This window comes from Actinomadura sp. 9N215 (genome assembly GCF_044326345.1).
Lineage (GTDB): Bacteria > Actinomycetota > Actinomycetes > Streptosporangiales > Streptosporangiaceae > Spirillospora.
The window spans coordinates 180,834-193,422 of record NZ_JBIRBA010000020.1 but is presented as its reverse complement, the minus strand read 5'-3'; the positions used below and the strand labels follow the sequence as shown (position 1 = coordinate 193,422).

The window sequence follows — 12,589 nt, the reverse complement described above, 5'->3', positions numbered from 1 at the left end:
CGCCGCGGCGGGTTCCCGGGACGTGGCGCTCCGAACACCGGGGGGCGCGCCTCTTCCGCATTCCGGCCGCATGCTCGGGCCGCCTCTGCCGCGGCAAGGCCGTCCCGCCGGGCCGCCGCGGCCGCGCGGTGCCGTTCGGGGTCGTCTCGAACGGCCTCTGACCTGCGCGGACGAACTCGAACGAAGTCGATCGGCGTACCCGGTTGCCGGGACGGCGGCGGGGCTGGAGTGTCGGTTGCGCCATCCAGATCGGCCCGGTCCGCGGAGACCGGGCCACCACCCACAGGAGGACCCATGAGCCCCAGGCTCGTCCGCCGCGCGGCGCTGCTCGCCTCCGGCCTGGCCACGGCGGGCGCCGTGACGCTGACCGGTCTGCCCGCCGCCTCCGCCGCCCCAGCGCCCGGAGCCGCGTCCCAGCTCAGCGCGGGGACGGCGACCGCCGCCGCCCGCCCGTCCATCAGGTGCCTGCTCAGGGTGCACTTACCGCACTACTCGCACCACTCCGACGCGCAGGACCGGCACCGCGTCAACGTGACCGCCGACGTCAAGTGCAACCGGAAGGTCGCCGCGCTGAAGATCAAGGTCCGGCTCTACAAGAACGGCCGGATCTACAAGACCAGCGGCTGGCGCTCGAACCGCGGCAAGGCGAAGATCGCGCACAACGCCGCCCGCCGGTGCGTCAAGAACCAGAAGTACCAGGGTGAGGCCTGGGCGACCGTGACGTTCCCGCCCGGCTACAAGCCGCCGGTGCTCAACGGCCACGTCAAGAGCAAGGTCGTGCTGATCCGCAAGTGCAAGCGCTCCTGACGGAGCACCGGGCACGCCGGGCCCCGCCGCCCCTCGCCCCACCGGCACCGAGCCGGTCGGGTCAGGGCGGCGGGGCCGTCGGCTTGGGTCAGCGGTTTGGGGTCAGCGGCTTGGGGTCAGCGTCCGGGGGGTCGGTTGATCTGGTCGCTGTCCTCGTCGATGGGGTCGGTCGGCTCCACCCGGACGGCCTCCAAGGCCGGGTCGCCGACCAGGTCGCCGACCAGCCAGGCCGGGCCGCCGACATAGGTCGAGTCGAAGTCGATGTCGGTCGCGACGCACCACGAGCGGTCCGCGGGCCAGAACAGGTTGGGCGACTGCGGGGAGAAGAACCCGGCCGTACGTTGCCCCAGCTCCGTGGCGGCGGCGAGCGGCCCCTCGAACATCACGTACTCGCGCCAGGGCAGCCGGACGCGCGGCATGTCGTCGAACGCGGGCGCCTTCGCCGCCGCCTCCCGGCCCGGCCGCCGCCGCCCCGGCGCATCGGGCGAGGCGTCCGGCAGGGCCTCCAGCAGGACCATCGCGGACGCGGTGTCCGCGATCCAGGCCCAGCCGTCCCACAGGCAGAACCAGCACCGATCCGGGGTGCCGGTGTGGCCGGCCAGCACGGCGCACAGGGCGCTCAACATCGGCTGGGGCAGCTCGCCGCGCTCGGGCGGCTCGTCCCACGGCGGCGGGCCGTCCCCCGCCCCGCGTGCCGGACGGGACAGCGCCTTGAACTGGACGCGCGGATGCATCGAGCGTCCCGTCCACCTGGCCACCTCATGCCAGGGCACCGGCTCCCCCAGAGGCGAGTCGGCGGGATGCAGGATGCGCGCGTAGGCGTCGAACCGGCCGGGCAGCAGGGCCCGGACGTCCGCGTCGAAATCGCCCATCTCCGCCTCCAGCCAGGAAGCCGGCGACGTGTCGGTCACCAGGCGGAGCCGAGAAGGAACGTCGGTCACCCGGGTCACCCCCATGAAAGTCCTGCGGCCCGGCACGTGCGCGCGGGCCTCGGCGTCGGCAGGCCGGGCCTCCGAGGGCGGCCTACCCGGGATCTGCGCTCTCCCCCCTCCACGTGGGGCTCAGCGGTTCGGTGAGATAGAACCTCTGCTTCTCCCGCCGATCCTCGCGCGGCCGGTTTCCGTCCGGCGCCGCACGGCCCACCTGCACGCTCCTGCTCGGGTCGGCCACGGCGGAGAGCCTCAATTGCGCGGACAGCAGTTCCCCGCCGTCGGCGAGGGTCTCCACCAGAATCCGCTGGCTCAGATTGGAGCGACCGCAGCGCCGGAGCCGGACATTGTCGCCGGCGGCCAACGTGTCCACGGTAAGGCAGAAATCCGCGTTACCGATTTCGGCCCTGACCTCATAGGCATTTCCGTCGGAACGGTGGAAATGGAAATACTGGCGATGGTGATCCCGGCAATTCTGCTGCGCCAGGTCACCGGCGCCCCGGCCGCGGGCGACGATCGCCAGGCATCGCTGCCCCGGCACGATGTGCACCTGGTACCAGCCGTCGGCCGGCCCCGAGGCGGAGACGAGGGCCGGCGAGACCACCCGCGGGGGCGGGCGCGTCCGCGTCTTCGCGGCGGCCCCGTCCTCCTGGACGAACGCGTCGTGCCCGCTCGTCAGCAGCGCGACGAGCCCGAGCAGCAGGATCTTGACCGGCCCGCCCCGACCATGCCGCACCGCCCCCGGCGTCGGCCGCGCCCGCCCGGCTCGCGTGCGGGCGCGCCCGTCCGCGCCCGAGAACCACCCCTCCGCCGCCCCTCCGGACGAAACCCGCCCCGCCACCACACCGTCCGACGGAAATCGGCCCGCCACCACGCCATCGGACGGAAACGGGCCCGCCGTCTCCGCCACGGCAAGGCGGCGGCGCGTGTCGGTCCAGCGCCGGACCATGTCGTCGCCCCCGCCGCAGGCCCGCACGAAGGCCGCCAGCATGGGCTCGGACGGAAGGGACGCGCGGCTCAGCGCGGTGGCCAGGGTGCTCGGCGGAAGGCGGTCCCCCAACGCGGCCGAGCGCCTCTCCAATTGCCGGTAGGAGAGCCCGGACCACGCCTTCAACTTCCGGGCGACTTCGACGAACTCCGCAGTCATACGCACATTGCATGGATCCGGAGGCGATCCGGCCATGACATCACCCCGTAAAGAGTCCCCGTTCAGTCGATGAGCATACCATTCACGATCTGCCGCACCCGCTCGATTATCCGGCCCGATATCCTCGAATAGGCTGCTCACCGGGGGAAATCTCACTGACCGCGTCCGATTCGGCACTGACCTGATCCGGACAGTTATTGAAAAGTCGATAATCAGAAACCGCCGGAGCGGAACGGTCGCCGAAAGGCGAGCGGGCCCGGCGGGCGGCGCGGGCCTGCGGGCCGCGCCGCGCGCCCCGCGACATCCCGGCACGGGCCCACATAAGCCGCCCGTGATCGGGCATAGCCCTGACGGCCGTGATGATCACGCACCCGGACGTGAAAGGGCGGGGAGGATGACTCTGCTGCGCACGAAGTCGGTCGAGCAGTCGATACGCGACACGGAGGAACCCGGCCACCGGCTCCGGCGCGCCCTGTCGGCGCTGGACCTGACCGTGTTCGGCGTCGGCGTGATCATCGGGACGGGCATCTTCGTGCTGACCGGCCAGGTCGCCCGGGAGAAGGCCGGGCCCGCGGTCGCGCTGTCGTTCATCCTCGCCGCCGTGGTGTGCGGGCTCGCCGCGCTGTGCTACGCCGAGTTCGCCTCGACCGTCCCGGTCGCAGGGTCGGCGTACACGTTCTCCTACGCCACGCTCGGCGAGTTCCCGGCGTGGATCATCGGCTGGGACCTCATCCTGGAGATGGGCCTGGCGGCGGCGGTCGTCTCGGTCGGCTGGTCCGGCTACTTCGCCGCGCTGCTGGACGACGTCGGCGTCACGATTCCGGCGTCCATCGCCGCCCCGCCGGGCGACGGCGGGACGGTCAACGTCCCGGCGATCGGGCTCGTGCTGGCGGTGACGGCGCTGCTGGTGCTCGGCATCAAGATCTCCTCGCGGGTCAACGCGGTGGTCGTCGCGATCAAGGTGTCCGTGGTGCTGCTGGTGATCATCGCCGGGCTCTTCTACGTCAAGGGCGCGAACTACGACCCGTTCATCCCGCCGTCGAAGCCGACCGAGGAGGCGGGCGGCCTGGCCGCGCCGCTCATGCAGGTGCTGTTCGGGATCACCCCGGCGACCTACGGCTGGCTCGGGATCTTCTCCGCCGTCGCGCTCGTGTTCTTCGCCTACATCGGCTTCGACATCGTCGCCACCGCCGCCGAGGAGGCCCGCCGCCCGCAGCGGGACCTGCCGATCGGGCTCATCGGCTCCCTCGCCATCACCGCCGTGCTGTACGCGGCCGTGTCGATCGTGGTCGTCGGCATGCAGCACTACTCGGAGCTGAGCACCGAGGCGCCGCTCGCGGACGCGTTCAAGGCGAACGGGCATCCCGCGTACGCCACGATCATCGACGTCGGCGCGGTCGCGGGCCTCATCACCGTCGTGATGATCCTGCTGCTCGGGATGAGCCGGATCCTCTTCGCGATGGGCCGGGACAAGCTGCTGCCCGGCTGGCTGTCGGCCGTCCACCCGCGGTTCGGCACCCCGTACCGGTCGACGATCATCATGGGCGTGATCGCCGCGGTGCTCGCGGGGTTCATCCCGCTCGCCGAGCTCGCGGAGCTGGTCAACATCGGCACGCTGTTCGCGTTCCTCGTCGTCTCGGTCGCCGTGGTGATCCTGCGCCGCACCCGCCCGGAGCTGCCGCGCGCGTTCCGCACGCCGTGGGTGCCGCTCGTTCCGATCCTGTCCGTGCTGGCCTGCCTGTTCGTGATGATCAACCTGCCGGTGGAGACCTGGCTGCGGTTCCTGGCGTGGCTGGCCGTCGGCATCGTCGTCTATGCCCTGTACGGGTACCGGAACAGCAGGCTGCAGCGTGCCGGCGAGCCAGCCGCGAAGCGCTGACACGCTCCGTGACGGACCCCGCGGTGTCGTTTTGCGCGCCGGGTAGGCAGAATGGCGCGCATGGCTCCTCCTGTGCGCGTCGCGGTGATCGGCTCCGGCCCGGCGGGGATCTACGCCGCCGAGGCCCTCGGCAAGCAGACGGACGGTGACGTCCGGGTGGACGTGTTCGACCGGCTGCCGACGCCGTACGGCCTGGTCCGCTACGGCGTCGCGCCGGACCACAAGTCGATCAAGTCGATCGCCCGGTACCTGCAGAAGGTGCTGGAGACCCCGGGCGTCCGGTTCTTCGGCTGCGTCGAGCTGGGCCGCGACCTGACCCGCGCCGACCTGCTGGACTGCTACGACGCCGTCATCTACTCGACCGGCGCGATGGTCGACCGGCACATGCGGATCCCCGGCGAGGACCTGCCCGGCAGCATCGCCGCCACCGACTTCGTCAACTGGTACTGCGGGCATCCCGACGCCGCCGACCACGAGTTCGACCTGTCCGTCGAGGAGGTCGCGGTGATCGGCGTCGGGAACGTGGCCGTCGACGTCGTCCGGATCCTCGCCAAGACGGCCGGCGAGCTGCGCGAGACCGACGCCCCCGAGCAGGTCATCGAGGCGCTGTCGCGGAGCCGCGTGAAGCGCGTCCACATGATCGGGCGGCGCGGCCCGGCGCAGGCGAAGTTCACCACCAAGGAGGCCAGGGAGCTGGGCGAGCTGCCGAACGCGGGCATCCACGTCAGCCCCGAGGACATGGACCTCGACCCGGCGAGCGCCGAGCTCGCCGAGAGCGACCGGCACGTCCGCGGCAACGTCAAGGTCCTCAACACCTGGACGGCCGAGCCGCCCGCCGACCGCCTCCGCCAGATCGACGTGCGGTTCTGGCGCGCCCCCGCCGAGATCCTCGGCACCGGCCACGTCGAGGGGCTCCGGCTGGAGAAGACCCGCCTGGACGACACGGGCCGCGTCACCGGCACCGGCGAGTTCGAGACGCTGCCCGTCGGGATGGTGCTGCGGTCGGTCGGCTACCAGAGCGTCCCGCTGGACGGCGTCCCGTTCGACGAGCGCACCTACACGGTCCCGAACGACGGCGGCCGCGTCCTCGGCCCGGACGGCGTCCAGGTGCCCCGCGAGTACGTCGCGGGCTGGATCAAGCGCGGGCCGACCGGCGTCGTCGGCACCAACAAGTCCGACGCGGCCGAGACCGTCCGCAACCTCCTGGAGGACGTCCTGGACGACGGGTCCGCCCCGCGGACGCCGCCGAAGCTCACCATCGAGGAGCTGCTGGAGTCGCGGGGCCTCCGCGTCGTCACCTACGACGACTGGCTCAACCTCGACGCCGCCGAGATCGCCCTCGCCCGCGCGCTCGACCGCGGCGAACGCGTCAAGCTGGCCCGCTGGGAGGCGATGACGTCCGCGTGCTACACAAGGGAATAATTCACTTTCGGGACAAGAACCCGCCCGAAAAGTAGTGACGGACATGTCACGCTAGCGCTACGGTGCCGCCTGTGACCGGCGGTCCAGAACTGTACGGGTTCCCCCCACCCGAGACGGTGCCCGACCTGAGGTGGCTCGGCCCCGACTACGTGTCCGTACTCGTGTACGACCTGACGCAAGGGCTCCTGCGCCAGGATCCGCGCACGTCCGTGATGGGCGTGCGGTGCGAGGGCGAGCCGCGGCTCGATCCCTCGGTCGACACGTCCGGCGTCATCCGCGCGCACGACGCCTGCTTCCCGCTCCAGGTCTTCGTCCGTGACGGGGCCGGACGCCCGTGGCGGCTCCGCGGGAGATGGACGTACTCGGGCCGCGAGCTGGGCACGTCCGCGGCGTCCATCACCCACTTCTGGCACCTGGTGTCGGCCGAGGGCGTGTAGCCGGGCGCCCGGCCGGGCGGCGCGCCCAGCCAGGCGAGGTGCCCGGCCGGGCGAGGCGCCTAGTCGCGGTCGGACGCCTCCCGGTCCTGGCCGGCGGGGGCGTGCGTGCCGGGCGAGGTGATCCGGGCGACGTGCTCGGTGATGTCGCGGGCGAGGGCCTGCGGCGTCAGGCCGATGTCGGCGAGGATCTCGGCGCGGGCGGCGTGGTCGAGGAACTCCTGCGGGATGCCGAACGTGCGGATCGGGGCGTCGACCCCCTCGTCGCGCAGCAGCCGCGCGACGGCGTCGCCGACGGCGCCGGCGCGGCCGTTGTCCTCGGCGACGGCGACGAGCGTGTGGTCGCGGGCGAGCCCGGCGAGCGCCGGGTCGAGCGGCTTCACCCAACGCGGGTCGAGGACGGTGACGCCGATGCCCTGGGCGGCGATCAGCTCGGCGGCCTCGACCGCGGGCGTCGCCATCGACCCGGCCGCGACGAGCAGGACGCGGGTGCCGTTCGAGCCGTCGTGGCGGGCGAGGACGTCCATGTCGCCGGCCTTGCCGACGGCCTCGATGTCGGCGGCGGCGGGGCCCTTCGGGTAGCGGATCGCGGTCGGTCCTTCCGACACCGCGACGCACTCGCGCAGCAGCTCGCGCAGCCGCGCGCCGTCGCGCGGGACGGCGATGCGCAGGCCGGGCACGAGCTGCAGGATCGACAGGTCCCACATGCCGTTGTGGCTGGGGCCGTCGTCGCCGGTCACGCCGGAGCGGTCCAAAGCGAACGTGACGGGCTGCCCGTGCAGCGCCGTGTCCATGAGGACCTGGTCGAACGCGCGGTTGAGGAACGTCGCGTACAGGGCCACGACCGGGTGCAGCCCGCCCATCGCGAGCCCCGTCGCGGACGTGACGGCGTGCTGCTCGGCGATGCCGACGTCGAAGATGCGCTCCGGGAACGCCTCGGCGAACGGGGCCAGCCCGACCGGGTAGAGCATCGCGGCGGTGATGCCGACCACGTCGCGGCGCTCGCGGCCGATCGCGACCATCTCCTCGCCGAAGATCTTCGTCCAGGCGGGGCCGCCCGACTTGCGGACGAACTGCCCGGTGGCGGGGTCGAACGCGCCGCCGCCGTGCATGCAGTCCTCCTCGTCGTTCTCGGCGGGGGCGTAGCCGCGTCCCTTGGTGGTGATGCAGTGCACGATGACGGGGCGGCCGAACCCGCGGGCCCGGCGCAGCGCGCGCTCGACGGCGTCCTCGTCGTGGCCGTCGATCGGGCCGACGTACTTGATGCCGAGGTCCTCGAACATGGCCTGCGGCTGGAGGACGTCCTTGATGCCCTTCTTGATGCCGTGCAGCGCCTCGTAGGCGACGTTGCCGACGACCGGCGCGCGCGGCACGGTCTTCTTGATGAGGTCGAGCGCGTTCTCGTAGCCCTGCGTGACGCGCAGGTCGGCCAGGTGGGAGGCGAGCCCCCCGATCGTCGGCGAGTACGAGCGGCCGTTGTCGTTGACGACGATGATGACGGGACGGCCGGCGCCGCCGGCGGCGATGTTGTTGAGCGCCTCCCAGCACATCCCGCCCGTCAGCGCGCCGTCGCCGACGACGGCGACCACGGCGCGGTCGTCCTCACCGCGGAGCTGGAACGCCTTGGCGAACCCGTCGGCGTACGAGAGGGCGGGCGAGGCGTGCGAGTTCTCGATGACGTCGTGCTCGGACTCGGCGCGGCTCGGGTAGCCGGACAGCCCGCCGCGCTTGCGGAGCCGTTCGAAGTCGTGCCGCCCGGTCAGCATCTTGTGCACGTACGCCTGGTGCCCCGTGTCGAAGAGGATCTTGTCGTGCGGCGAGTCGAAGACGCGGTGCAGCGCGATCGTCAGCTCGACCGCGCCGAGGTTCGGCCCCAGGTGGCCGCCCGTCTTGGAGACCGCCTGGACGAGGAACTCGCGGACCTCCTCCGCGAGCCGAGTCAGTTGAGCGGCGTCCAGTCGTTTGAGGTCGTCGGGACCTGTGATCGACTCCAGCAAGCTCACTCGTTTTCAACTCCTCCGTCGGGGACCGGTTCTCCCCTGGCTCGGGCCGTTCCGAGTTTAATCCCGGTTCGCGCGCGACGCGCCGGGGGCCCACCTGCCCCGGGGGTGTGAAACGACTGACCTGTGAAACGACTCACCGGGGCGTGGCGCATGGGGTAGGACTTGAGCATGGGCGTCGAAGAGATCGTGTTGCTCAACGCGGACGACGAGGCCGTCGGGACGGCTCCGAAGATCGCGAGTCACCATGAGGAAACGCCGTACCACCTGGCCTTCTCCTGCTACGCGGTGGACGCGGCGGGCCGCGTGCTGATCACCCGCCGGGCCCTGGGCAAGCGGACGTTCCCCGGCGTGTGGACGGGAAGCTGCTGCGGCCACCCCGGCCCCGGCGAGAAGCTCCGCGACGCCGTGCTGCGCCGCCTCCGGGACGAGCTGGGCGTGCCGGGCGCGGAGCTCACGTCCGTCCTGCCGCGGTTCCGGTACCGGGCCGTCGCGGCGGACGGGACCGTCGAGAACGAGCGCTGCCCCGTCGTGCGCGCGATCGTCCCGGCGGGCGGCGCTCTCCGGCTGGACCCGGCGGAGGTCGAGCAGGCGGACTGGTGGCCGTGGGAGCGCTGCCTGGAGCTGGCCGAGCGGCCCGAGGCGTCGCCCTGGTACCGCCTCCAGCTCGCCGAGCTCGCCCCCCTCGGCGCGCCCCTGGACTGGCCCGACGCGGGCCGGGCCGAGCTGCCGCCCGCCCTCGCCTGGTAGGGCCCCCGGCGGGGCGGCTGGTGTCCGAGCGTGGCGCTCGCATTACCGCTAGATCACTTTTCGGCCCCCGGTGTTGACCCGCGCGCCGATCCGAACGGACGCTTGCTTCTCCGGGGAATGGAGGAGCGGACGATGCGAGTACGTGCCACCGGGAGCCGCCGGACGGTCTTCGCGGCCCTGGTGATGACGGGCGCGCTGACGGGCGCGCTGGCCCTGTCGGCCTGCGGCGCGAACGAGGACGACGGCTCGAACGACAAGTCCCAGGTCGAGGTCTTCTCCTGGTGGACGGGTCCGGGCGAGGCCGACGGGCTGAAGGCCATGCAGGCCGACTTCGAGAAGAAGAACTCCGGGACGAAGTTCGTCAACGCGGCGATCGCCGGCGGGTCGGGGACGCAGGCGAAGGCCGTCCTGGCGAGCCGGCTCCAGAACCGCAAGCCGCCGGACTCGTTCCAGGGCCACGCGGGCGCGGAGCTGCTCGACTACATCAAGGCCGGGCAGATCGAGCCGCTGGACGGCTTCTACCAGCAGAACAACCTGAAGTCGGTGTACCCGCAGCAGCTCATCGACCAGATCACGTACCAGGGCAAGATCTACTCCGTGCCGGTGAACATCCACCGGTCGAACGTCCTCTGGTACAACCCGGGCATCCTGAAGGACGCCGGGGTCGCCGGGCCGCCGAAGTCGATCGCGGAGTTCGTCACCGCACTGAAGGCGGTCAAGGACAAGACGAAGAAGGTCCCGCTGTCGCTCGGCGCGCAGTGGACGGCCGACCACCTGCTGGAGAACGTCCTGCTGGGCGATCTCGGGACCGACGCCTACAACGCGCTGTGGAAGCCGGGCGCCGACTGGAGCACCCCGGCGGTCACCAGGGCGCTGAACGACTTCGCCGAGATCATGAAGTACACGACGCTGGAGGCCGCGTCCACCGACTGGCAGGGCGCCGCGAAGGCCGTCGTGGACGGCAAGGCCGCGTTCAACGTCATGGGCGACTGGGCGTACGGCTACTTCGTCGGGAACGCTCCGAACGGCCTCGGCAAGAAGCTCGACACCGACTTCAAGTACGCGGCCGCGCCGGGCACCGAGGGCACGTACATGTGGCTGTCGGACAGCTTCACCCTGCCCAAGGGCGCGCCGCACAAGGCGGGCGCGGAGGCATGGCTGAAGGAGGTGTCCAGCAAGGAGGGGCAGGACCTGTTCAACCCGAAGAAGGGCTCCATCCCCGCCCGCAAGGACGCCGACAAGAGCCTCTACACGGGCTACCTGCAGGACGCGTTCGAGCAGTGGAACAACCCGGGCACCAAGCTGGCGGGCTCGTTCTGGCACGGAGTTAATGCCAACAACAAGTGGCACACCGACATCGACACGGCGGTGGGCCTCTTCCTCCAGAGCAGGGACGCGGCCAAACTGCAACAGGGATTGGTGAGCGCGGCCAAGAACAGCGGCCTGTGAGTCTGTGAACCAGTGAAGCTCCGCCGTAGCAGGAAGTGGCTGCCCGGTCTGCTGCTGGTGTCGCCGTCCATCGTCGCGATCGGCCTGTTCGTCTACGGGCTCATCTTCTGGAACACGCGGGTCGCGCTGAGCGGCAAGCACGACGAGGTCAGCGAGTACGGGTTCGACAAGGGCAGGAACTTCGTCGACCTGTGGGACCAGCCGAGCTGGCCGGGCGCGGTGCAGAACGCCCTGGTGTTCACGGCCGTGTTCGTCGTCGGGGCGCTGGTGCTCGGCGCGTTCCTGGCGTTCCTGATGGACAAGGGGATCCGCGGCGAGGCGTCGTTCCGCGTCATCTACCTGTTTCCGATGGCGGTGTCGTTCATCGCCAGCGGCGTGGTGTGGCGCTGGCTGATGAACCCGGCGCCGCCGGAGCGCGCGGTCGGCTTCAACCAGCTGTTCGACAAGCTGCGCCTGGACGCGCTCGCGAACAGCTGGTGGCAGGACCCGACCTGGGGCATGGCGGCGATGGCCCTCCCCGCCATCTGGCAGATGTCCGGATATGTCATGGCCTTGTATCTGGCGGGCTTCCGGAGTGTGCCGGAGGAGCTGCGGGAGGCGGCGCGGGTGGACGGCGCGTCCGAGTGGAAGGTGTACCGGTACGTCGTGTTCCCGCAGCTCCGCCCGGTGACGCTGTCCGCGCTGATCATCCTCGGGCACATCTCGCTCAAGGTGTTCGACCTGATCATGGCGATCGCGGGCAAGCAGATCATCACCTATGTCCCAGCCGTCGCCACCTACGTCGAGATCTTCGACCGGCACGACCCCGCCAACGGCGCCACGATCGCGACGTACCTGCTGCTGGCCGTGGCCGTCCTGGTGATCCCGTACCTGGTGTGGTCGGTGCGGACGGAGCGCTCCCGATGACGGCCCCGGCGCCCACCGCGGGCCGTCCGATGCAGGCGGTGAAGCTGGCCGTCCTGCTGGCGTTCGTCCTGCTGTTCCTGATCCCCGTGTACGTCCTCGTCGTCACCAGCTTCAAGCCGCTGGACGAGGCGGACCCGAGCAGCGCGTGGAGCCTGCCGGACCACTGGAGCACGTCCGGCTGGAGCGCGGCGTGGGACGCGCTGCGCCCCGGCCTGCAGAACAGCGTCAAGATCGCCGTCTCGGGGTCGCTGATCTCCGCCGTGCTCGGCTCGCTGAACGGGTTCGTCCTGTCCAAATGGCGGTTTCCCGGCTCGGACGTGGTCTTCACGCTGTTCCTGTTCGGCATGTTCATCCCGTACCAGGCCGTGATGATCCCGCTGGCCGGGCTGCTGACGGACATGGAGCTGTCCGGGACGATCCGCGGCCTCGTCCTGGCCCACGTCGTGTACGGCATCCCGATCTGCACGCTCATCTTCCGGAACTACTACGTCACCGTCCCGGACGAGCTGATCGAGGCCGCCCGCGTGGACGGCGCCGGGATGCTCCGCACCTACTGGTCGATCATGCTGCCCGTGTCGGGCCCGGCCTTCGCGGTGACGCTGATCTGGCAGTTCACGTCCATGTGGAACGACTTCCTGTTCGCCGTCTTCCTGGGCGCGCCGGACAGCTGGCCGGTCACGGTGATGCTGAACAACACGGCGGGGTCGGGGGCGGTGGCCGTCCAGTACAACCAGCAGATGGCGTCGGCGCTGCTGGCGTCGCTGCCGACCGTCCTCGTCTACCTGCTCCTCGGACGGTTCTTCATGCGCGGCCTCATGGCGGGAGCGCTGAAGGGGTAGTCGCGGCGGCCCGTCAACCCGGTGACG

11 protein-coding genes are annotated in these 12,589 nt (G+C 71.1%); 8 read left to right on the top strand and 3 right to left on the bottom strand.

The annotated features are described in order from the left end of the window. The first annotated feature begins 294 nt into the window (after positions 1 to 294). Complete coding sequence (locus ACH34T_RS29770; protein ID WP_396024246.1) at positions 295 to 807, top strand: hypothetical protein; 513 nt, start codon at positions 295 to 297, stop codon at positions 805 to 807. A gap of 116 nt (positions 808 to 923) precedes the next feature. On the opposite strand, the gene ACH34T_RS29765 is transcribed toward ACH34T_RS29770, so the two are convergent. Together ACH34T_RS29765 and ACH34T_RS29760 are read right to left on the bottom strand one after the other, a co-directional pair. Further along, the gene (locus ACH34T_RS29765; protein WP_396024245.1) at positions 924 to 1,718 is read right to left on the bottom strand and encodes a hypothetical protein; all 795 of its coding nucleotides are present in this window, start codon (positions 1,716 to 1,718) and stop codon (positions 924 to 926) included. A 112-nt stretch (positions 1,719 to 1,830) separates the two neighbouring features. Continuing rightward, the gene (locus tag ACH34T_RS29760) at positions 1,831 to 2,883 is read right to left on the bottom strand and encodes an RICIN domain-containing protein (RefSeq protein ID WP_396024244.1); all 1,053 of its coding nucleotides are present in this window, start codon (positions 2,881 to 2,883) and stop codon (positions 1,831 to 1,833) included. Between the two features lie 394 nt (positions 2,884 to 3,277). Here ACH34T_RS29760 and ACH34T_RS29755 point away from each other — a divergent pair, with 394 nt between their 5' ends. From ACH34T_RS29755 to ACH34T_RS29745, 3 genes are all read left to right on the top strand, one after another. Next, on the top strand, positions 3,278 to 4,762 hold the full coding sequence (locus ACH34T_RS29755; RefSeq protein WP_396024243.1) for an amino acid permease: 1,485 nt from the start codon (positions 3,278 to 3,280) through the stop codon (positions 4,760 to 4,762). Between the two features lie 60 nt (positions 4,763 to 4,822). After that, positions 4,823 to 6,184, top strand: a complete 1,362-nt coding sequence (locus tag ACH34T_RS29750; RefSeq protein WP_396024242.1) for an FAD-dependent oxidoreductase — start codon at positions 4,823 to 4,825, stop codon at positions 6,182 to 6,184. 71 nt (positions 6,185 to 6,255) lie between these two features. Then, positions 6,256 to 6,621 (top strand): hypothetical protein, encoded by a 366-nt coding sequence (locus ACH34T_RS29745; RefSeq protein WP_396024241.1) that lies wholly within the window; start codon positions 6,256 to 6,258, stop codon positions 6,619 to 6,621. 59 nt (positions 6,622 to 6,680) lie between these two features. On the opposite strand, the gene dxs is transcribed toward ACH34T_RS29745, so the two are convergent. Further along, positions 6,681 to 8,621, bottom strand: a complete 1,941-nt coding sequence (gene dxs, locus ACH34T_RS29740) for a 1-deoxy-D-xylulose-5-phosphate synthase (RefSeq protein WP_396024240.1) — start codon at positions 8,619 to 8,621, stop codon at positions 6,681 to 6,683. 168 nt (positions 8,622 to 8,789) lie between these two features. On the opposite strand from dxs, the gene idi reads away from it, so the two are divergent. From idi to ACH34T_RS29720, 4 genes are all read left to right on the top strand, one after another. Next, positions 8,790 to 9,368 carry an isopentenyl-diphosphate Delta-isomerase gene (idi, locus tag ACH34T_RS29735; protein WP_396024239.1) on the top strand — a complete coding sequence of 193 codons (579 nt, stop codon included), beginning with the start codon at positions 8,790 to 8,792 and terminating at the stop codon, positions 9,366 to 9,368. 132 nt (positions 9,369 to 9,500) lie between these two features. After that, positions 9,501 to 10,817 carry an ABC transporter substrate-binding protein gene (locus ACH34T_RS29730; protein WP_396024238.1) on the top strand — a complete coding sequence of 439 codons (1,317 nt, stop codon included), beginning with the start codon at positions 9,501 to 9,503 and terminating at the stop codon, positions 10,815 to 10,817. 12 nt (positions 10,818 to 10,829) lie between these two features. Beyond that, on the top strand, positions 10,830 to 11,723 hold the full coding sequence (locus ACH34T_RS29725) for a carbohydrate ABC transporter permease (protein ID WP_396024237.1): 894 nt from the start codon (positions 10,830 to 10,832) through the stop codon (positions 11,721 to 11,723). Continuing rightward, positions 11,720 to 12,562 (top strand): carbohydrate ABC transporter permease, encoded by an 843-nt coding sequence (locus ACH34T_RS29720; RefSeq protein WP_396024236.1) that lies wholly within the window; start codon positions 11,720 to 11,722, stop codon positions 12,560 to 12,562. Before ACH34T_RS29725 ends, ACH34T_RS29720 begins: the two co-directional genes overlap by 4 nt. Positions 12,563 to 12,589: the final 27 nt, after the last annotated feature.

Excerpts from the sequence above, each read along its gene's own strand:
- ACH34T_RS29720 (WP_396024236.1), top strand. The coding sequence starts at position 11,720 with ATGACGGCCCCGGCGCCCACCGCGGGCCGTCCGATGCAGGCGGTGAAG.
- ACH34T_RS29730 (WP_396024238.1), top strand. The coding sequence starts at position 9,501 with ATGCGAGTACGTGCCACCGGGAGCCGCCGGACGGTCTTCGCGGCCCTG.
- ACH34T_RS29750 (WP_396024242.1), top strand. The coding sequence starts at position 4,823 with ATGGCTCCTCCTGTGCGCGTCGCGGTGATCGGCTCCGGCCCGGCGGGG.
- idi (WP_396024239.1), top strand. The coding sequence starts at position 8,790 with ATGGGCGTCGAAGAGATCGTGTTGCTCAACGCGGACGACGAGGCCGTC.
- ACH34T_RS29760 (WP_396024244.1), bottom strand. The coding sequence starts at position 2,883 with ATGACTGCGGAGTTCGTCGAAGTCGCCCGGAAGTTGAAGGCGTGGTCC.
- ACH34T_RS29755 (WP_396024243.1), top strand. The coding sequence starts at position 3,278 with ATGACTCTGCTGCGCACGAAGTCGGTCGAGCAGTCGATACGCGACACG.
- ACH34T_RS29770 (WP_396024246.1), top strand. The coding sequence starts at position 295 with ATGAGCCCCAGGCTCGTCCGCCGCGCGGCGCTGCTCGCCTCCGGCCTG.